Source organism: Streptomyces sp. NPDC056296 (assembly GCF_042268605.1).
In the GTDB taxonomy this organism is placed as follows: Bacteria; Actinomycetota; Actinomycetes; order Streptomycetales; family Streptomycetaceae; genus Streptomyces.
On sequence record NZ_JBHJRX010000098.1, the window covers coordinates 1 to 19,434 of the forward strand.

Genomic DNA, 19,434 nt, shown 5'->3' on the forward strand with positions numbered 1-19,434 from the left:
AGACAGGCAAGCCCTCGATCAAGTAGACATGGACGAGGTCAGGACCTGGGGAATTACGTGACGCCGGGCCCGGGGAATTACGTGATCGTTCACAGGCAACTCCTCGGCCAGACCAGCCTCGCGGTGCGCTCCCGCTACAACGACCCGTTCTTCACCCGTGGCCAGCGGCACATGCTCGCCGACACTGGCAAAATCGGCTGGCACGCCGACTTCGAGACCCGCATCGCCGAACTGCTGAAAGTGGCCACGTGACGCCGCCATCGCCTTCTTCGGCCGCCGCGACGAGGAGCTGAGCATGACCGCCTGGAGCGACCGCTCCCCGATCTCCGCCGTCATGCTCAACCCGGCCCTGATGGCGGCCGTCCTGGCCAACGCGGCGCAGGGACACGAGAAGGAAACAGGCCAGCCCATGCCCTGGGCCCTGGGCTTCGTCACCGCTCCCATGGTCCTGCACCAGCCCACCCGCAACGCCCTGCCCGCCTCGACCAGAACCCACCTGGGCGCCTGGATCGGCAAGAACCCCGCCCTCCGGGCCGGATTCCCCGCCCGCGCCCAGACTCTGGCAGAACCCGTCAAGGAAGGCACCCGGTTCGGCCTGGCCCACCACACCCTCACCCTGGAACCCGGCGGCCGCCTGAGAGCCACCTACCGCCGGCCGCGCGGATTCAAGGCCCCCGGAGAACTCGACCAGATGCTGCGCAAGGCCAACCTGGTGGGACGCTGGCTGGCCAAATCCGACAGCCCGGCGACTGTCTTTGCCGTCCTCGGCGTGACACCCTGACCGGGTGCAATTGCTCGCGATCATCCTCTACAGCAAGACGGGCGACCGGCAGGTCCTGGAATTCACCCCAGGCGCCCTCAACGTCGTGACAGGCGAGTCGAAAACAGGCAAGAGCGCCTTGCTCGAGATCGTCGAATCCTGCCTGGGACGCGACACCCTGCAAATGCCGGTGGGCCCCATCACCAGCACGGTGTCCTGGTACGCCGCCCTGTTCCAACTGGACAGCGGCCGCGCATTCGTCGCGCGTCCCGCCCCCAAGGCAGGCAAGTCATCGACCCAGCAGGCCATGCTCGCCTTCGGCGCAGACCTCGAACCGCTCGACTTCGAGCAGCTCGAAGCCAACTCCGACACCAACACGGTCCGCGAGCAGCTCGGCCGACGTATCGGCATCGAGGAGAACCTGCACGAACCCCCGGCCGGCTCGGGCCGCCAGGCGCTGGAGGCCCACATCGGGCATGCAGCCCTGCTCTGCCTGCAGCGCCAGAGCGAGATCGCCGACCCCGGGTTTCTCTTCCACCGACAGGGCGAGCAGTTCATGGCTCAGACCCTGAAAGACACCATCCCCTACTTCCTCGGCGCCGTTCCCCGCGACCAGGCCCTCAGACGAGCCCAGCTCGCAGCAGCCAGGCGCGAGGTGCGCACCGCCGACACGGCCTACCAGCAGGCCCTCCAAGGCGCCCAGAGAGCACAGGCCGGGCTCGCTTCGCTGTGGCGAGAGGCCTTCGCGCTCGGCATGGTCAACACCGAGGAGCAGCCCGAGCGCACCGAAGCCCTGTCCGCCCTGCACGCCGCGGTGAGTGCCGGCCCCGTGCCGACAGCCGTCGACCCCGAGACGGCCGGCCGCCGCAACGCACTCGAACGAGAACGCGACCAGCTCCGCGCCCGCCTCAAAGGCGTGGCAGCCGAACGTGAACTGCTCCTGCAGCAAGACGACTACGCCGGCGACTACGCCGGCGCCGTTCGCACCCAGACGGCACGCCTGGCCAGTCTCAACCTCCTGGGTGTGCAACCAGACAGCGACAGGGACGAATCTGCGGTCTGCCCCCTGTGCAGGTCGGCAATGAGCGAGCCCGACCCGACAGCGCTAGAACTCCGTCAGAGCCTTGAACGCCTCCAGACCCAACTGCAGGACGTCGAAGCCGCACGGCCTGCTCGACGAGCCGCCCTCACCCAGCTGGACGAGCGGGCAGACGAACTGCGGGCAACACTGCGCAGCATCGAAGCGACACTGCAGTCCCTCGTCTCCGCCCGCGCTGTCACCGAGGAACTCACCGACACCTCCCGCCGCGACTTCATGCGCGGCCGCATCCACGCGAGCCTCGCCGCGCTACCCGCCAGCACACAGGAGGAAGTAGCCCGGCTGAAGCACCTTCTCGAGGCGGCGCAGAACCGGATCGAAGCCCTGACCGCTGAACTCGACCCGAACGAAGAACGCGAACAGCTCACCTCGCGCCTCGTCGCGATCAGCCAGGACATGACCGACTGGGCCGACCGGCTCCAGCTCGAACACAGCGGGCAGAGCGTCCGCCTCGACCTCAGCCGCCTGACCGTCGTGACCGACACCGAACAGGGACCGGCCCCCCTCTTCCGCATCGGCAGCGGGGAGAACTGGGTCGGCTACCACGTCATCGTCCATCTCGCTCTGCACCGCTACTTCTCCCGGCAAGGCCGCCCCGTCCCGCGCATCCTGATGCTGGACCAGCCCACCCAGGTCTGGTATAGGTCGGAAGTCGACCAAGCCTCAGGAACCCTCGAGGACGACACGGACCGGGCAGCTGTGACCCGGCTGTTCCGGCTCATCCACGACGTAGCCCGTGAACTTGCCCCCGACCTTCAGATCATCGTCTCCGACCATGCCAACCTGGACGAGCCGTGGTTCCAGGGCTCCGTGCGCCACAACTGGCGCGGTGGACGCAAGCTCATCCCGCAGCGCTGGATCGAGGAGGTCGGCCAGGCGGGGTAGCACTCCAACGTGCGAGCGTGGCCCACCCGCAGCCAAGACGGCCCGCTGCACGCCAACTACCGCACCGATCCGAAGAATGCATACTCCAAGCCTCTGCGGCGCAATACCGCGCATCCCGCTCCCTCGGCTGGCCCAGACCATACGGTGACGGCTGGCTCACGATACGGCCTGTTCCACTGCGGCGGTGCTCGTCTGCCTACAGAGCCTTCCCGACGCTGCTGGGCGTCGGGAACAAGGCTTCGACGCTACGTCCGCCGCCGAGTTTGGCTGGCATTCGCGTACAATCTTGCAGCCCGGCAATCTTCACTGCCGCAGATGTCACCTCGTCTGTACTGCGTGGGGCATCGAGGGCTCAAGCGGGCCGTACAGCCGTGCTCGGTTGGGCGGCAGGCTCAGCGTGTTCAACTTGGTGGCATTGCTGTCCTCGATCGTGCCCCAGGGTGACATGTCTGCCGTCATGGAGGCCGCGGCGAACGGCACTGCCTGCACTGCGCCCGGTGTGTCTGTGCGCCGCCTCCGGCTTCAGCGCCACAGGACCTGGCAGACGGCTTGGCCGGGAGCCGCCAGTTGGCTAGCGGGCGGGCGCGACAGGAGGGTCGATGGCCGTGTCGTCCCCCGTCCGTGAGCCACGGTCCTCATCCTCGGCGGAGTCGATGCGTGCGGGAAGCCAGATCAGGGCCACCGCTGCTGCGACGACGAGTGCGCCGGCGCCCACGGCGAAGCTGATGTGCATCGCCGAGAGATAGGCGTCCTGTGCCTTGGGGAGCAGTGCGGAGAGCTGTTCCTCAGAGCCATTCGGTAGCGTCGCGGAGGAGCGTAGTTCACGGACGGCTGCCGCCGTGCCGCCCAGGGATTCCGACGCGGCGTCCCGCGCGTCGGCGGGCAGCACGTTGACCGCCGAACCGAGTTCGCTGCGGTACTGGATGGAGAGCACCGAGCCGAGGACGGCCACGCCAAGCGCTGCACCGACCTGCCGCAGCGTGTTGTTGACGCCTGCCCCGATCGCGGCTTGATCCGGTGAGATCACGGCCATGGTGGTGGTGGTCGCAGTCCCCATGACCAGCCCCAGGCCTAGTCCGGAAGCACCGAGAAGGACTTCGTACCACCACATCGCCGTGTCGGCGCCGACACCTGCTTGGCCGGCAAAGGAGAGGCTCAGCAGTACGAGGCCCGCAGTCACCACGATCTTCGGGCCGAACCGCTGGGCCATCGGGTTGCTGAGTACACCTGACACTACGGCGCCCACAGCAACCGGAAGCAGGATGACACCCAGCTCGAGCGGGGTGTGGCCGCGGACACCCTGGACGTAGAAGACCATCAGGAAGGTGCCGCCGGTCAGCGCGAAGAAGGACAGTGCGAGGCTCGCGGTGCCTGCGGCGAAGGATTTGTTGCGGAACAGCCGTACGTCCAGGGCGGGTGTGGCTGTTCGGCTTTCGAAAAGGACCATCACAGCGAGCAGGGCGAGTCCGCCGAGCAGCGTGCCCAAGACCTCGGCCGACGTCCAGTGGTTGGTCTCGCCGCCGCGGATCACGCCGTACACCAGGGCGCCGATGCCGCAGACGGACAGCAGCACGCCGATGATGTCGAGGCGCGGCCGGCTCGCAGAGCGGGACTCGGCCAGAACCAGCAGCAACAGCACGGCACAGACGGCGGCGATCGGAACGTTGATCAGGAAGACCGAGCCCCACCAGAAGTGCTCGAGGAGGAAGCCGCCGGCGATCGGGCCGAACGCGATGGACGTACCTCCCAGCGCCGACCAGATACCGATGGCCTTGCCACGCTCCTCGGGAGCGAAGATGTCGTTGATGACCGCGAGCGTGGCAGGCGGTACGACCGAGCCGGCGACCCCCATGACTCCGCGCCAGAAGATGAGTTCCTGGGGGCTGTCGGAGTAGCCCGCGAGCGCGGAACTCACTGCGAAGACAAGCAGCCCGATGACCAGGACGCGCCGGCGACCGAACGTGTCGGCGAGGATGCCGGAGGAGAACATCAGCGCCGCGTAGAACAAGATGTAGGAGTCCAGCGCCCACTGGAGTTCGGCGTTGCTCGCCCCGACATCCTCCTGGATGGCCGGAAGAGCCACGTTCAGGATGGTGTTGTCCATCATCACCATCAGGAAACAGCAGCCCAGGACCGTCATGATCAGTCCGCGGCGGGGCACCGGCCCGCCTGCGGACAATGCCGCGTTCATGCGCACCTCCTGTCTGAAGGGCGCAACGCACAGGTCGTCGCCACCCCGCATCTACTACAACGGCATAGTAGTTAGTGGGCACGGTGGGCTGGGGTCAAGTGAAGTGGTCCTGAAAGAAACCCGGTTATCCGCTGCAGGGCGCGTCTGTGCCCGTTCAGTTGCCGGGCCCCTCCCGCATCAGCTTCTCGAAGCGCTCGCGCAGGTCGGGAGCGCTGAGAATCTCGTCCAGGAAGTGGTTGACCGCGCTCACCCCGAAGTCGCGGATGACCTCACGAACGGCCATCGCAGCCTCATCCGTGACCACGGGCGAGTACGCATACCCCCGGCCGGCCTTGGTGCGGTCGGCCGCACCCTTCTCGGACAGACGGCTCATAACGGTCATGACCGTGGTGTACGCGAGCGGCGCTGCCCGGACCGTGTTGAGTTTGCCGAGCACATCCCGCACGGTCATCGGTCCGGAAGCCTTCCACAGCACTTCCATGATCTCGTTCTCCAGCGGGCCGAAGACGAGACAGTCCTGGGAGGGGCGGATGCGTTCGCCTGCCATCCACCCAATCTACGACATCCCCACGCCCAGTCCCCGCAGAACGGACAGAAGGAGCAGCACCCCACGGCAGAGCGCCGTGCCGCGGGGCTTCTTTCAAGTTTCTTTCTCTTCTGTTTTCCTACCCTTTCAGCATAACCATGCGGGGCGGCAGGTGCTTTTACGATCAGGGGTAACGGCTCTGCGGCAAATCGCCGTTGAGCATTCTTTCCTCTAGGGAAAATCTATGGCCGTCTTCGAATCGACTGCAGCTGCCGAGCGCGTTTTCGGCACCCTCTTCAGGATTCTGCTCGAAGATGAGCAGTTCACCTCCCAGCTGCGCTCCGGCGGACTGTCCATCCTGCTGACCCAGACCAACCCCGACTGCGTCCTTCATGTCTCCGCCGACGCGCTGCGGGTCGGCTCTCAGGCGCCCGATGACGCGACGATCCGCATCAGAATGTCCTCAGACACGGCACACCAGCTCTGGCTGGGCAAGCTCATGATGCCGACGGCCATCGCCACCGGCCGCGTGCGGATCCGCGGCAAGGTCGCCCGGGTGCTCGAACTCGTCCCCATCCTGCGGCCCGCCTTCGACCGCTATCCGGAACTGGCCATCGAAGAGGGCCTTCCAGTCTGAGCGCCCCATAACGAACCACATCCTGGCCGCACCGCAGAACCACACTGGGCGAAAACCATCGAGCCTGGCATGCGCAGGCTATGACACCTGAACGTGTCCTTAGTACCCCCCCACACCCCCTGCCGGGTCACGGACTTTCAGTCCTTCGGAGAACAATGACGAACAATAACGCCATGGAGCTCAACTTCGACGCCCTTCCCGGAGAGGTGGACAAGCTGCGTCTCCGAGTAAGAGAATTCGCCCGCGAGGTCGTCGCACCCCGGGTGACCGACCTCGACGCGGCGCCCGCCGATGACTTCGACTGGGACACGGTGGCCCAGGGCCACGCCCTCGGCCTCACCCGGGTCGCCGTCCCCAAGGACTACGGGGGCCTCGGCCTGGGCATGATCGGCTGCGCCGTTGCCCTGGAGGAGGTGGCATCCGTCTGCGCCGGCACCGCCCTGATCTTCGGCGCCGCCATGCTCGGACAGTGCCCGGTCCTGCTCTCCGGCGACCCGCGGCTCCAGGCCCGCTTTCTGCCCATGTTCTCCGGAGACTCACCGGTCCTCGCCTGCAACGCGGTCACCGAGGAAGAGGCGGGCTGCGACCTCATCATCCCCGCCAACGCCGTGCACGCCCGTGACGTGATGACCGCCCAGCGCAAGGGGGACCACTACGTCCTCAACGGCAGGAAGCGCTTCATCACCAATGCCCAGGTCGCCTCTTTCGCCTCCGTGTTCGCCAACATGGAAGGCGCACCCGGCGCCACCGGCCTCACCTCGTTCATGGTGCCGCTGGACCTGCCCGGCGTAGTCCGCGGACCGGTGGCCGACAAGATGGGCTACCGACTCTGCCTGGGCAGCGAGCTCGAGTTCCATGACGTCCGGATCCCCGCCGAGAACATGATCGGAGAGGAGGGCGACGGCATGGCCATCAACATGGCGCAGAGCAACATGGCGCGCGCGTCCGTCGCCGGGATCTCGGTCGGTGTCGCCCGCGGCGCCTTCGAACAGGCCCTTGAATGGTGCGACACCCGTGTCCAGGGCGGGCTGCGCCTACGTGAGCATCAGTTCACCGCCGCCAAGCTCGCCGAGATGGCCGCCAAGATCGACGCCGCCCGCTTGCTGTACCTCAAGGCCGCCAACAAGGTGGACAACGAGCTCCCTGCCCCGCAGTATGAGCCGGCGGCCGCCAAGCTCTTCGCAGACCGCGTCGCCATCGACGTCGCCGATCTGGCCATGTCGCTCACCGGCGCCCGCGGCTATGTGAAGTCCTTCGGTATGGAGAAGCGGCTGCGCGACGCCTACGGCGCCCGCATCTACGAAGGCACCCCCGAAGTCCTCGCCCTCGCTGTCACCGAGAGCCTCTACGACGAGGACCGGATATGACTGACCAAGCACAGGAACGGTACATCGCCGACATCGTCCAGCTCCATTCCTCGCTGAACTTCCGTGCCCTTCCCGAGCACATCACCGGCGAGCCGCTGCACCTGTCATACGACTCAGTCGACGAACTGATGACTCTCACATGCCAGGACGACCAGCTTCCGCTGCGTTACCTCAACGGCATCATGGGATTCAGGCTCGTACAGTACCTGCGCCTTGGCTGGATGTCCCCCCGGGTCATGTACGAGCGCGCAGTCTTCCGTGAGACCGTGCGCCACCCCGAAGGCGTGCAGAACATCCACACCATCAGCCTGTGCACCCGTACGGGCCGCATCGAGGGCTACATCAGCCTCGGATGCTCTCAGGATCCCCTCTCTCGCCCGCTGGACGACCCGGAAAGGCGCCGTTTCCCCACCGAAACAGCCCACGGTATCGACCTGCTCGCCCCCTACGCCGCCTACGACCTGGGAACGCACCAGGTGTTCGAGATCAAGCGCTTCGTGCGCAACCTGGACCTGCCGGACTCGCCGCGGACCGAACGGATCGCCTGGCGGCTGTTGGCCAGCCTCGGCCGGGTCGTCGTCGACTTCCAGGCCGAGGACCGCATGCGCGTCCTGCTCGGCGACGCCAAGGAGAAGGTGGCCGTCCGACACTTCAGGCTCATGGGTTTCCCTCTGCGGATAGCCCGGGACACCACCCCCCGGCTTCCCGACAACGACCTGATGGCCCCGATCTACCAGCAGGATGTCAACGCCGTTCCCTTCGTAGGCGCCGTCCATGATGACCTCAAAGACTACGTCGACCTCGTCGAGGACTACCTGGCCGGCGGCCCCGGCGGGCCCAGCCTGGCGGCGACGGTCGCAGCCATGACGGCACGCCTGGGCGGAGCGCGAGCAATGAAGAAGGTGTCGTAGGTGAGCGCAACCGAAACAGTGCCAGCGGACGCACCCGATGACTCGACGCAAGCCAGGGACTTCTACGCGGAGCTGACCATGCGCAACCGGGGCGTGATCGGCCCCGCCGAGCAGGCCTTCCTGCGCCGATCGACCGTGCTCGTCGCCGGATGCGGATCGATCGGCGGGGCCGCCGTCGAACCGCTCACCCGGCTGGGCGTGCTCTCCTTCGTCCTGGCCGACCCCGGCTCGTATGAGGTGAACAACCTCAACCGCCAAAGCGCAGCCGTCACCGACGTCGACCGCAACAAGGCCACCGTCGCCGGCGAAAGGGTGACCGCGATCAACCCGTACGCCAGGGTGAACATATGTCCCGAAGGCGTCACCGGCGCCACCGCTGGCACGCTGGTGAAGAAGTGCGACGTCATCGTAGACGGCGTCGACGTGACCACTATGGACGGCTGGCGGGCCAAGTACTTGCTGCACCAGTCCGCCGCCGAGCGGCGGCTTCCGCTGGTCACCGGCTGGGACATCGCGGGTGCACAGTACGTGCGCTGCTACGACTACCGGCACGTCAAAAAGCCCTTCGACGGCGCCATCAACGAGGCGGACCTCGACCGGCTCACATCCTGGCAACTGCTGCTGCGCGCCGTGCCGCTGCGCTACGTGCCCGTGGAAATGCTGGTCGAAGTCAAGACCAACCTGGGACGGCCGGACTACAGTTTCCCTCAGGTCACCTATGTGGCCATGATGTTTGGCGCCCTCACTTCCCACATGGTGGTCAAACTGCTCGCCGGGCAGACTGTGCGCCCGGAAGTCTTCATCGACGTGCACCAGCAGGTCCGCCCGCCAAGAGAGCAACTGCTCACCCGGGCCCGCCGGGCCGCCGCCCTCATAACGCTGGCGCCCGGCCTGCTGAGGCTGGCCCGCGGCGCAAAGGGGGCCTGACGGCATGTCCGACCTGCACGAATTGACAGCGCTCGCCCAAGCGAGCGCCGTCGCCCGCGGCCAGCTGTCGCCCGTCGAACTCACCGACCACTACCTCAGCCGGATCGCCGAGCTCGACGGCGAGCTGAGCGCATACCTCACCATCACCCCGGAGCTGGCTCGGTCCCAGGCACAAAAGGCCGAGCAAGCGGCGGTGACGGCACGCCGGGACGGCACTCGCCTGGGCCCGCTGCATGGTGTGCCGGTGCCCGTCAAAGACCTCACCCAGGTCGAAGGGGTCCGCTGTACTTGGGGTTCGGCCGCGTTCGCGGACCATGTCAGCGATGCCGACGACCATGTCGTCACCCGGCTACGAGAGGCCGGCACGGTCATGCTCGGGAAGACCAACACCGCCGAGTTCGGGCTGCCTTGCTACACGGAGAACCGTCTCGGCCCGCCGACCCGCCATCCCTTCAGTCCTGGACGCTCACCTGGCGGATCCAGCGGCGGCGCGGCGGCGGCCGTCGCGGCTGGTCTGGCACCACTCGCGCACGGAACCGACGCCGGCGGCTCGGTCCGTATCCCCGCCTCGGCCTGCGGCCTCGTCGGGCTGAAACCGAGCCGGGGCCGAATCAGCAACGGCCCGCTGCGCCCCGACATCACCGGACTGTCGGTCCATGGCGCCCTCGCTCGCACAGTCACGGACGCAGCGGCACTCATCGACGTCATGGCTGGCTGGATGCCAGGTGACGTCTACACCGCGCCCGCACACCCCGATGGAGTCACGCTGCTTGACCACGCCCGCCGGACACCGCGCCCTCTGCGGATCGTGGTGCTTCGCGAGCCGATGGTGCCTGGTGCGCTCCTGCACCCCGACTGCGCGGCGGCCCTGGACGCCGCCGCCCAGGCGCTAGCTGCACTGGGCCACGAGGTCGCGACGGTGGCTATGCCCCCGGACGACGGCATCCTGACCGCCTTCACCCGGGTCTGGTCAGTGGAGGCGGCATCGTACGAGGTGGAGCTGGAACGTGAAGGCGAGCTCATGCCGCTTACGGCTTGGCTGCGACAGGTCGCGGCCAGGGTGTCAGCGCGGGAATACTCCGCCGCGTTGTCCACCTTCCGGGGCCTGGGGCAGATGCTGACCGAGCTGCTCTTCGCCGCCTACGACGTCATCCTCTCCCCGGCGCTCGCCGAGCCCCCGGTATGTGTAGGGCAACTGCGCAACGACGCTGACCCCGCGGCCGAGTTCGCCCGCATGACAGCGTTCATGCCTTACACCACGGTCTACAACATCACCGGCATGCCCTCGATCACAGTCCCCCTCGCCCAGAACACAGACGGTCTGCCGACCGGCGTACTGCTCGGGGCGCGCTACGCAAACGAGGCGCTTCTGGTGTCCCTCGCAGCCCAGCTCGAGCAGTCCGGCACCACGACCACGGCGTCCTGACGCCGCCAGCAGCCAGCCCATATCCGCCTACAGGCGGGATCCCGGTCCAATCGGACGCTCCACAAGACGTCCGTGCGGCCTCAAGGGGCAGGGCAGAAAAGGCCCGCCCTGATCGCATACGCAGCAGCGTTTCTCGCGTTCCTGGGGTTGCAACGCAGCATGACCTCCGGGATGGCGCGTTGACCGTGCGCTTTGAGCAGCTTGCTCCAGACGGCGTCAACGCTCCTCACTCCCTCGGACACCATGGGAGCGCCCGGCGGTACCGCTGCCTCCCGCGCCGAGACACTGACTTCGGCTCGTCAAGGTGAGGTTGGGTCGTCGAGGGTCAGGCCAGTGCCCGCCATAGAGCCGTCGAGGGTTTCGGGCCGGTCGAGGGCGACTACGACGAGGTTGGCCAGGCTGCGCTTGACGTGCGCCCGTACCCACCCGACGGGGTGAGGTCCAGCGCGTAGGCGGGCAGCAGGAACACAGTCAGCCAGCCCTGCTCGGCGATCAGCTCATGCATGGCGTGGAAGACGTGGGTGTTGAGCCGGCCCCACACCAGTACGATCGGTGCCTTGACGAGCTGGTGGACACCGTCGACCAGCGCGATGAAGGCCGCACCAGGTGCAGCCACCGCTTCGCCCGCGATTCCCCGGGTGCCCGCCGCTCGGGGCTGCTGGCCATGCACAGCGCGGTGATCTCCAACCTGTTCGGCCCCAGCGCCTCTGCAGAGGACTACGACGAGACCGACGTGCAGGTACGGGACACCGTCCAGTACGCCTGGTCGGAGTTCGCCCGTACCGGAGTGCCCCGCAGCCCCGACGGCACCGCCTGGCCGTCCGCATCATCACCGACCCCCACTTCACCGTCATCGACGAAGAGAGCAGTGGCCTCCCCCTGGAGATCACCCCTGTCTGCGAGGTGATCGACTCCTTGCGGCGGCTGTAATCACCGTCTCCGCCGATCGGGCAGTGAACGCCCGCCGCGATCGAAGCGGCGGGCGTCCTTCGCATGTACCCGCATGTACCTGCGCGGCGGGCACCGGCCGGCTGACAGACCGGGCAGCCGGTGTACTGCGGGGCCCTGGCCGGAACGTCGTCGATCCGGCGGCCGGCGGGACGCCGAGCGCCAGAACAGTGACCGCCAGTTGGCGGCGGAAACCGGGTGCGCAAGCGGGAGTCGGGAGGCGAACACGCCGTCGGCCCCGCGGGTTCGCTGTGGTTTGAGTAACGTAACGGCGGCCTGTCGCCGGAAGCGACCGGCTACCGTCAGGGCGGCGTCGATTGGCGTTTCCGATCTCTTCTGTCCTCGCCAGCTGTTCTGTGGTGGTCGGCTCACTGCCGGGCGGGCACTGGTGACCAGGTGCTTGGAGCGCCAGTGCCTCGTCTGCAACCAGCTGCCATCAGCGGAAGATCGCCTTGCCGGGCCCGTCGTCGACGAAACTGCGCATCCCGGTCTCCTTGTCCTGGGTCGCGAACAGCCCCGCGAACAGGGATCGTTCGATGTCTAGTCCGGTGTTCAGGTCGGTCTCCAGGCCGGAGTCGACGGCTTCCTTGGCGGCGCGTAGCGCGAGCGCGGGACCGCGGGCGAGCCGTGTCGCCCATGCCTGCGCCTCGCCGTGAACCTGGTCAGGGGGCACTACCTTGTCCACCAATCCCATGGTGAGCGCGTCGTCAGCGTGGACGGTCCGGCCGGTGAAGATCAGGTCCTTGGCCTTGGCCGGGCCGACGAGCCGCGCGAGGCGCTGGGTTCCGCCGGCTCCGGGGATGAGACCGAGCAGAATCTCCGGCTGGCCCAGCTTGGCATTCTGCGCCGCGATGCGGATATCGGCGCACAGCGCCAGTTCGCACCCGCCGCCGAGTGCGTAGCCGGTCACGGCTGCAACCACGGGTTTCGGGATCCGGGCCACTGCACTGAAGCAATCCTGCAGGGCCCGTGCCCGGAGGGCCATCGCCTCGTAGTCCATGGCCTGCATTTCCTTGATGTCCGCGCCGGCGGCAAACACCTTCTCGCCGCCCCAGAGGACCACCGCGCGCACGTCGTCACGATGACCGGCTTCGTGAGCGACCGTGCGCAGCGCATCCTGCGTGGTGGTGTTCAGGGCGTTCATCGGCGGGCGGTCGAGACGGATCGTGCCGACACCGGTGGCTACTTCAAGGCGAACGGTCATACGGGGTTGCCACCTTCGTCCTTTGTCTCGCGGCAGGGCTGCACGGTCTTCAGCTGTCGAAGTCGACGGTGAGGGCGTCGGAGAGGGGATAGGTCTGGCAGGTCAGGACGTAGCCGTCGTCGACTTCGGAGCGTTCGAGGGCGAAGTTGCGGCGCATGTGGCCTTCGCCGTCGGTGACGCGGGCACGGCAGGTGCCGCAGACTCCGCCCTTGCAGGCGAACGGGAGGTCGGGGCGGACACGCTGGGCGCTGTCGAGGACGCTTTCGTTGCGGCTTTGGGTGAACGTGGTGATCCGGCCGTCCAGTACGAGGGTGACCTGGCTGGCGGGGCCGTCGTGGGCAGGGTCCTCATCGCGGGTGAGCGGTGCGGGTTCCTGGTCGTCGGCGTAGAAGAGCTCCTGATGGACGCGCTCTGCGGGAGTGCCGAGGCCCTCGAGTACTCGCTGCGCGTCGCGCACCATGCCGTGCGGTCCGCACAGCCACCAGTGCTGGGGCTGCCGTACGTCGATCAGTGCGTGGATGAGGTCGGTGAGGCGGTCGGCGTCCAGGCGCCCGGAGAGGATGTCGGCTTCGCGCGGTTCGCGGGACAGGACGTGGGCCATCTGGAGGCGGGCGGGGTGCTGGTCCTTGAGATCCGCCAGTTCGTCGGCGAACATCACGCTGTTGCTGCGTCGGTTGCCGTAGAAGAGTGTGACCTGGGAGTCGGCGTCGGCGGCGAGGGCGGACGCGGCGATGGAGAGCATGGGGGTGATGCCCGAGCCCGCTGCGATCAGGACGTGATGCGCTGCTTGGGTCAGGTCGGGAGTGAAGGCGCCGACGGGCCCCATGACCTCGACGGTGTCCCCTGGTCGCAGTTCGTTCACCAGCCAGGTGGAGAACAACCCGCCGGGCACGACCCGCACGCCGATCCGGGGCGCAGCGCCGGCCGGGGAGCAGATGGAGTAGGAACGGCGTTCGTCATGGCCGTCCCTTTCCCGGCGGAGTGTCAGGGACTGCCCCGGGGCGAAGGTGAATTCCTCGGCGAGTTCTTCCGGCACGTCGAAGGTGATGGCCGCCGCGTCCTGGCACAGCCGCTCCACCTGGAGGACACGCAGGGGGTGGAAGGCGGTCCGGCGGCGCTGCCGGCCTGAGGCCGCGAGGGCGGGAGCGGTGGCGGGCGGGACCATCAGATCTCCTTGAAGTACTCGAAAGGTTCCAGGCAGCTGCGGCAGCGCAGCAGGGCCCGGCAGGATGTGGCGGAGAACTGCGAGAGCTGTTCGGTGTCGTCGCAGGAGCAGTGGGGACACGCGACGGCCTGGCGGCTGGGGGAGAGGGCCACCAGGACCGGGCCGGGGGAGCGAGGGGCGGCTTGGGGCGGGGCGATGTGGTGCTCGGCGAGCTTGCGCCGGCCTGCGGCAGTGATCCAGTCGGTGGTCCACGGCGGGTCGAGGACGGTACGGATCTCTACCCGGTCGAAGCCCGCCGCTCCAAGGCGCTGCGATACGCCCGCTCGCATTTCCGCCATGGCCGGACAACCGGAATAGGTGGGGGTCAGGCTGGCGATCACCGTGCCGTGGGGGTCGATTTCGACGCCGCGCAGAACCCCCAGGTCGGCCAGGGTCAGCATGGGAAGTTCGGGGTCTGTGACCTCTTCGGCCGCTTTGCGGGCACGGGCGAGTGCTGAGCCGGTGGCGGTCACCATGCCCCCTCCGGGTGGGCGCGGGCCACGCACTGCAATTCCTCCAGCAGCGGCTCCAGATGCTCGGTGTGCTGTTGGTTGCGTCCGCCGCGGGCCGTTCCCGTCAGGTCGGGGAGCACCAGGGAGGCCGCGGTGGCGACCTCCGCCAGCACCTGAAGGGTTTCGGCTTCGACCGCTTCGGTGGACACACCGAAGTTCTCACCGCTTCGGTCGCCGAACAACTCACCGATCCACGGCGTCACCTCTGTGAGGGCCGCGCGTACCCGACGGTGCGACTCATCGGTGCCGTCCCCCAGGCGTACGACCCACTCTGCGGCGAACTGCCGGTGGTACGTCAGCTCCTTGACCCCCTTGGCGGCCACCGCGGCCAGGACCTTGTCATCGGCTGCCGTCAGCGCGCGGAACATCGCCAGCCGCCACGTGGACAGAACCAGGAGCCGGACCATGGAGAACGCGAAGTCGCCCGGCGGCAGTTCGGCCAGCCGGACGTTGCGGAACTGCGAGGCGTCACGGAAGTACGCGAAATGGTCCTCACCGCGCCCGGTTCCGTCGGACTGGCCGGCCCGCGAGTACAGCAGGCGGGCCTGTCCCAGCAGGTCCAGACCGATGTTGGCCAGCGCCAGCTCCTCCTCCAGCTCCGGGGCGCGGGTGCACCACTGGGCCAGCTGCTGGGCGCTGACGAGAGCGTCATCACCGAGCGCTAGACAGTAGGCAGCCAGTTGCGCGGCGTCCGTGCCGTCGGGGACGGCGGTGTCCACACCGTGCAGCGGATCTTCGAAACCGGTCCCGAAGGCCCACCGTGAGTCCCCGCCGGTGTCCTGCTCGCCCAGGGCGAGATTCAGGTGGTCGTCACTCATGGCCGAGCTCCTATATGTGGGGGACGTCTTGGGGGATGTCGTAGAACGTCGGGTGTCGGTAGACCTTGTCACCGCTGGGATCGAAGAAGGGGTCCTTCTCGTCCGGGGCGGACGCCGCGATGTTCTCGCTGCGTACCGCCCACACGCTCACCCCCTCGTTGCGCCGGGTGTAGAGATCCCGTGCGTGCAGGAGAGCCATACGGTCGTCGGCCGCGCGCAGCGAACCGACGTGCACGTGGTTGAGCCCGCGCTTGCCGCGCACGAAGATCTCGTACAGTGGCCACTCGTTCCTGGTCTCGCTCATGCCGCCCTGCCGTCCTTGCGTTCACGGTCGGCCCGCTTCCTGGCATGGGCCGACGCTGCTTCGCGCACCCACGCGCCGTCCTCGTGCGCCGCACGACGCCTGCTGACGCGTTCGGTGTTGCACGGGCCGTCGCCGCTGATCACCCGCTGGAGCTCGGAGAAGTCCGGCGTAGCGAAATCGTGCCGGCCCAGCTCGGGGTTCCAGCGCAGTTCCGGGTCGGGCAGGGTGACTCCGAGCTTCTCGGCCTGCGGCACGGTCATGTCGACGAACCTCTGCCGCAGCTCGTCGTTGCTGTGGCGTTTGATCTTCCAGGCCATGGAAGCGGCCGAGTTGGGGGAGTTGTCGTCCGGCGGGCCGAACATCATCAGGGACGGCCACCACCAGCGGTCCACTGCGTCCTGGACCATCGCCCGCTGGGCGCCGGTGCCGCCCATCATGGTCATCAAGAGGTGCATGTCCCGTGGCGTCGTCTGGGTGTATACCGTCGCGTGGCGCAACGATTTCTCGGCGGACTGGCTGACGTGACCGGGCTGCAGGTCCCTGCCACTCTGCTCTTCGACCACCCCACGCCGCATGAGCTCGTCGAACATCTGAGGTCCGCACTGCTGGGAACGACGACCAGGGCACCTGCCCCGCAGCTGGCGGCTCTAGATAGGCTGCACGACCCGGTGGTCGTCGTCGGCCTCGGCTGCCGACTGCCAGGGGGAATCGACTCCCCGGAGGCCCTGTGGCAGATGGTCGACAAGGGCGGGGATGTAATCGGCGGTCTGCCCGAAGACCGGGGCTGGGACCTGGACACCCTCTACGACCCTGACCCGGAGCAATACGGGACTGCCTACACCCGGCACGGCGGATTCCTCGACGCGGTGGGCGAGTTCGACCCCGGCTTCTTCGGGATCAGTCCGCGGGAGGCGGTGGCACTTGACCCGCAGCAGCGGCTCATGCTCGAGATTTCCTGGGAGGCCATGGAACGGGCGGGGATCGATCCCGCATCGCTGCGCGGAAGTCGAAGCGGTGTCTTCACCGGCGTCTCGCTCCAGGACTACGGGCCGGCCTGGCACGAGGCGCCGCAGGAGGCACAAGGGCAGATGCTCACCGGAAACGCCTTGGGTGTCGTCTCCGGCCGGGTCGCCTATACGTTCGGGTTCGAGGGGCCGGCGCTGAGCATCGACACCCAGTGCTCCGCGTCATTGGTCGCACTGCACACGGCGGTGCAGGCGCTGAGCAGTGGCGAGTGCGATCTCGCGTTGGCCGGGGGTGTCACGGTGATGTCCACACCGGGCATGCTGCTGGAGTTCAGTCGTAAACGCGGCCTGGCGCCCGACGGTCGCTGCAAGGCATTCTCAGCCGCCGCCGACGGGACTGGCTGGGCCGAGGGCGCGGCCGTCCTGCTCCTGGAGCGGCTGTCGGACGCCCGGCGTGCAGATCACCAAGTACTGGCTGTCATTCGTGCCACCGGCACCAACCAGGACGGCGCGAGTAACGGCCTGACCGCACCCAATGGCTCGTCTCAGCAGCGGCTGATCAGATCGGTCCTGACACGCGCCGGCCTGCGTGGGGCGGACGTTGACGCGGTGGAGGCGCACGGCACCGGCACGGCATTGGGTGACCCGATCGAGGCGAACGCCCTGATCGCCACGTACGGTCAGGACCGGCCAGAGGACCGGCCGCTCTACCTCGGATCGCTGAAGTCCAACATCGGGCACGCCCAAGCTGCGGCCGGTGCTGCCGGAGTGATCAAGATGATCATGGCGCTGCGCAACGGCGTGCTTCCACGCACCTTGCACGTCACCGAGGCGTCCCCGCACGTCAACTGGTCGGCCGGCGCCGTCGAACTCCTGCGGGAACCGGTGCCGTGGACGCGCCCCGGCCGTCCGCGCCGTGCGGCGGTGTCCGCCTTCGGTGTGAGCGGCACCAACGCACACGTCATCATCGAAGAGGCTCCCGAGCGTGAGTCCGTCGCCGAGCCGTCGGCTCTGCCCATCGTGGTGTCCGCGCGTAATGATGCGGCGCTGCGAGAGCAGGCAGAACGTCTCGCCGCGCACCTTGCCGACCGTCCGGAGACCAGTCTCCTGGATGCCGGATACACGCTGGCTGCGCGCACTCGCTTCGAGCATCGTGCCGTCATCGTCACGGCTCAGCGCGATCACGCCGTAGCCGGCCTTCGGGCGGTGGGACAGGGCGCGGCGGCACCGGGTGTGACGTGCGGAGAAGTACTGCCGCAGGTCGTCGAGGGACGTCTTGCGGCTCTGTTCACCGGGCAGGGCGCCCAGCGGCCCGGTATGGGGAGGCGGCTGTATGCCGCGTACCCGGTCTTTGCCCGGGCATTGGACGAGGTGTGTGATCGGATGGACGCCCATCTCGACCGTCCCTTGCGAGAGGTGATGTTCGCGACCGAGGGGTCGAGCGAGGCCGCGCTGCTGAACGAGACCGTGTACACGCAGCCTGCCTTGTTTGCCTACGAGACCGCGCTGTTCCGTCTCGTGCGGTCGTGGGGGGTTACCCCCGATGTGCTGATCGGCCATTCCATCGGAGAGCTCACGGCCGCCCACGTGGCCGGGGTGTGGTCACTGGATGACGCGTGCACGTTGGTCACTGCGCGGGCACGGCTGATGCAGTCCTGTCCTGCGGGTGGCGCGATGGCGGCGGTGCAGGCGGACGAGGACGAGGTGCTGGCGACGCTTGACCAGTTCGACGGCCGGGTGGTCGTCGCGACGGTCAATGGCCCTGCCGCCACCGTCGTGGCCGGCGATGCCGACTCGGTGGGCGAGGCCGTGGACCTGTGGCGGAATCGAGGCCGCAGGACGAAGCAGCTCACCGTCAGCCACGCTTTCCACTCCCCGCACATGGACGACATGCTCGACGCGTTTCGCGAGGTCGCGGAAGGCGTCGTCTACCACCCGCCGGTCCTGCCTGTTGTCTCCAACCTGACGGGAGAGATCGCCACGGCCGAGCAGCTTGCTTCCCCCGACTACTGGGTGCGCCATGTACGCAAGGCCGTGCGATTCATGGACGGCATCCGCTGCCTGTACGAGCGGGGGACGACCGCCTACTTGGAACTCGGTCCCGACGCCGTGCTCACCACCATGGGCCCCGACTGCCTGCCCGCGCGTTCCGAGACCGCAGCTGACACAGTCTTCGTGGCGGCTTCTCGGGCGGGACGCGATGAGGAACTGACCCTGCAGTCGGCTTTAGGGGAACTGTATGTGCGCGGTATCGATGTTGACTGGCGCACTCGCTATCAAGGCCTGGGCGCGACACACACGGAACTCCCCACTTACCCCTACCAGCGCAGCCGCTACTGGCTCGAGCGCTCCGCGCGGGCGAAGGAGCCCGTTCCCGCGACGCCCAACCCGAGCGGGTGGCGTTACCGGGTGGAGTGGCGACCAGTAGGGGACCCTCTGGGTGCCGTATCGCCGGCACTGTCCGGCACGTGGCTGCTGCTGGCTCCGTCGTCCGGGGCCGACGAGCACATGCTGTCGCGCATAGCGTGGATGATCGACCGCCTCGGCGGCCACGCGGTGACGATACCGGTCGCACAGCATGACACGAACCGTGCTCGTATGGCTGAACTGCTCGCGAAGCGGACGGCTGAGACAGACGGCGAAAATGGCGGCGTACGGGCCTTGACCCCTGATGTTGGACACACGAGACACTGGATCCTGAGGATCTGAGGACGGACATCTCGTGGTCATGAAGAACTATCCGCCGGAGT

At 67.7% G+C, this 19,434-nt stretch carries 17 protein-coding genes and 1 pseudogene; 9 read left to right on the forward strand and 9 right to left on the reverse strand.

The window, feature by feature from the left end; translation table 11 throughout:
* Window positions 1-81 precede the first annotated feature (81 nt).
* The 3 genes from ACFCZF_RS39040 to ACFCZF_RS39050 are packed head-to-tail and all read left to right on the forward strand — an operon-like array spanning window position 82 to window position 2,744.
* A complete protein-coding gene (locus ACFCZF_RS39040) occupies window positions 82-252 on the forward strand; it encodes an ABC-three component system protein (protein ID WP_376675702.1) in 171 nt (56 codons plus the stop codon).
* A gap of 43 nt (window positions 253-295) precedes the next feature.
* Entirely contained in the window at window positions 296-781 is a 486-nt protein-coding gene (locus ACFCZF_RS39045; RefSeq protein WP_376675703.1) for a three component ABC system middle component, read from the forward strand.
* Window positions 782-785: 4 nt separating this feature from the next.
* Entirely contained in the window at window positions 786-2,744 is a 1,959-nt protein-coding gene (locus ACFCZF_RS39050; protein WP_376675704.1) for a DUF3732 domain-containing protein, read from the forward strand.
* 571 nt (window positions 2,745-3,315) lie between these two features.
* Here the strand turns inward: ACFCZF_RS39050 and ACFCZF_RS39055 are convergent.
* Together ACFCZF_RS39055 and ACFCZF_RS39060 are read right to left on the reverse strand one after the other, a co-directional pair.
* Window positions 3,316-4,935 carry an MFS transporter gene (locus ACFCZF_RS39055; protein WP_376675705.1) on the reverse strand — a complete coding sequence of 540 codons (1,620 nt, stop codon included), beginning with the start codon at window positions 4,933-4,935 and terminating at the stop codon, window positions 3,316-3,318.
* A gap of 154 nt (window positions 4,936-5,089) precedes the next feature.
* Window positions 5,090-5,482 carry a BlaI/MecI/CopY family transcriptional regulator gene (locus ACFCZF_RS39060; protein WP_376675706.1) on the reverse strand — a complete coding sequence of 131 codons (393 nt, stop codon included), beginning with the start codon at window positions 5,480-5,482 and terminating at the stop codon, window positions 5,090-5,092.
* 223 nt (window positions 5,483-5,705) lie between these two features.
* Between ACFCZF_RS39060 and ACFCZF_RS39065 the strand changes: the two genes are divergently transcribed.
* From ACFCZF_RS39065 to ACFCZF_RS39085, 5 genes are all read left to right on the forward strand, one after another.
* Entirely contained in the window at window positions 5,706-6,098 is a 393-nt protein-coding gene (locus ACFCZF_RS39065) for an SCP2 sterol-binding domain-containing protein (RefSeq protein WP_376675707.1), read from the forward strand.
* Between the two features lie 173 nt (window positions 6,099-6,271).
* On the forward strand, window positions 6,272-7,465 hold the full coding sequence (locus ACFCZF_RS39070; RefSeq protein ID WP_376675708.1) for an acyl-CoA dehydrogenase family protein: 1,194 nt from the start codon (window positions 6,272-6,274) through the stop codon (window positions 7,463-7,465).
* Window positions 7,462-8,376, forward strand: coding sequence for a hypothetical protein (locus ACFCZF_RS39075; protein ID WP_376675709.1), 915 nt, complete (start codon window positions 7,462-7,464; stop codon window positions 8,374-8,376). Before ACFCZF_RS39070 ends, ACFCZF_RS39075 begins: the two co-directional genes overlap by 4 nt.
* Window positions 8,377-9,303 carry a ThiF family adenylyltransferase gene (locus tag ACFCZF_RS39080; RefSeq protein WP_376675710.1) on the forward strand — a complete coding sequence of 309 codons (927 nt, stop codon included), beginning with the start codon at window positions 8,377-8,379 and terminating at the stop codon, window positions 9,301-9,303.
* Between the two features lie 4 nt (window positions 9,304-9,307).
* Entirely contained in the window at window positions 9,308-10,729 is a 1,422-nt protein-coding gene (locus ACFCZF_RS39085; RefSeq protein ID WP_376675711.1) for an amidase, read from the forward strand.
* Between the two features lie 379 nt (window positions 10,730-11,108).
* On the opposite strand, the gene ACFCZF_RS39090 is transcribed toward ACFCZF_RS39085, so the two are convergent.
* From ACFCZF_RS39090 to ACFCZF_RS39120, 7 genes and pseudogenes are all read right to left on the reverse strand, one after another.
* Window positions 11,109-11,345 (reverse strand): transposase, encoded by a 237-nt coding sequence (locus ACFCZF_RS39090; protein ID WP_376675712.1) that lies wholly within the window; start codon window positions 11,343-11,345, stop codon window positions 11,109-11,111.
* 768 nt (window positions 11,346-12,113) lie between these two features.
* The gene (locus ACFCZF_RS39095) at window positions 12,114-12,881 is read right to left on the reverse strand and encodes an enoyl-CoA hydratase/isomerase family protein (protein ID WP_376675713.1); all 768 of its coding nucleotides are present in this window, start codon (window positions 12,879-12,881) and stop codon (window positions 12,114-12,116) included.
* 49 nt (window positions 12,882-12,930) lie between these two features.
* Window positions 12,931-14,046, reverse strand: coding sequence for a 1,2-phenylacetyl-CoA epoxidase subunit PaaE (gene paaE / locus ACFCZF_RS39100; protein ID WP_376675714.1), 1,116 nt, complete (start codon window positions 14,044-14,046; stop codon window positions 12,931-12,933).
* Entirely contained in the window at window positions 14,046-14,561 is a 516-nt protein-coding gene (paaD, locus tag ACFCZF_RS39105) for a 1,2-phenylacetyl-CoA epoxidase subunit PaaD (protein ID WP_376675715.1), read from the reverse strand. Before paaD ends, paaE begins: the two co-directional genes overlap by 1 nt.
* A complete protein-coding gene (gene paaC, locus ACFCZF_RS39110; RefSeq protein WP_376675716.1) occupies window positions 14,555-15,415 on the reverse strand; it encodes a 1,2-phenylacetyl-CoA epoxidase subunit PaaC in 861 nt (286 codons plus the stop codon). The genes paaD and paaC overlap by 7 nt, the downstream gene beginning before the upstream one ends.
* Window positions 15,416-15,425: 10 nt before the next feature.
* A complete protein-coding gene (gene paaB / locus ACFCZF_RS39115) occupies window positions 15,426-15,719 on the reverse strand; it encodes a 1,2-phenylacetyl-CoA epoxidase subunit PaaB (RefSeq protein WP_376675717.1) in 294 nt (97 codons plus the stop codon).
* Window positions 15,716-16,168: pseudogene (locus tag ACFCZF_RS39120) on the reverse strand (Phenylacetic acid catabolic protein); the annotation flags it as partial. The pseudogene ACFCZF_RS39120 and the gene paaB, both read right to left, overlap by 4 nt.
* Before the next feature lie 39 nt (window positions 16,169-16,207).
* Here ACFCZF_RS39120 and ACFCZF_RS39125 point away from each other — a divergent pair.
* Window positions 16,208-19,393, forward strand: a complete 3,186-nt coding sequence (locus ACFCZF_RS39125) for a beta-ketoacyl synthase N-terminal-like domain-containing protein (RefSeq protein WP_376675718.1) — start codon at window positions 16,208-16,210, stop codon at window positions 19,391-19,393.
* The last annotated feature ends 41 nt before the right edge of the window (window positions 19,394-19,434 follow it).

Excerpts from the sequence above, each read along its gene's own strand:
- ACFCZF_RS39045 (WP_376675703.1), top strand. The coding sequence starts at position 296 with ATGACCGCCTGGAGCGACCGCTCCCCGATCTCCGCCGTCATGCTCAAC.
- ACFCZF_RS39055 (WP_376675705.1), bottom strand. The coding sequence starts at position 4,935 with ATGAACGCGGCATTGTCCGCAGGCGGGCCGGTGCCCCGCCGCGGACTG.
- ACFCZF_RS39060 (WP_376675706.1), bottom strand. The coding sequence starts at position 5,482 with ATGGCAGGCGAACGCATCCGCCCCTCCCAGGACTGTCTCGTCTTCGGC.
- ACFCZF_RS39065 (WP_376675707.1), top strand. The coding sequence starts at position 5,706 with ATGGCCGTCTTCGAATCGACTGCAGCTGCCGAGCGCGTTTTCGGCACC.
- ACFCZF_RS39070 (WP_376675708.1), top strand. The coding sequence starts at position 6,272 with ATGGAGCTCAACTTCGACGCCCTTCCCGGAGAGGTGGACAAGCTGCGT.
- ACFCZF_RS39075 (WP_376675709.1), top strand. The coding sequence starts at position 7,462 with ATGACTGACCAAGCACAGGAACGGTACATCGCCGACATCGTCCAGCTC.
- ACFCZF_RS39085 (WP_376675711.1), top strand. The coding sequence starts at position 9,308 with ATGTCCGACCTGCACGAATTGACAGCGCTCGCCCAAGCGAGCGCCGTC.
- ACFCZF_RS39095 (WP_376675713.1), bottom strand. The coding sequence starts at position 12,881 with ATGACCGTTCGCCTTGAAGTAGCCACCGGTGTCGGCACGATCCGTCTC.
- paaE (WP_376675714.1), bottom strand. The coding sequence starts at position 14,046 with ATGGTCCCGCCCGCCACCGCTCCCGCCCTCGCGGCCTCAGGCCGGCAG.
- paaD (WP_376675715.1), bottom strand. The coding sequence starts at position 14,561 with ATGGTGACCGCCACCGGCTCAGCACTCGCCCGTGCCCGCAAAGCGGCC.
- paaC (WP_376675716.1), bottom strand. The coding sequence starts at position 15,415 with ATGAGTGACGACCACCTGAATCTCGCCCTGGGCGAGCAGGACACCGGC.
- paaB (WP_376675717.1), bottom strand. The coding sequence starts at position 15,719 with ATGAGCGAGACCAGGAACGAGTGGCCACTGTACGAGATCTTCGTGCGC.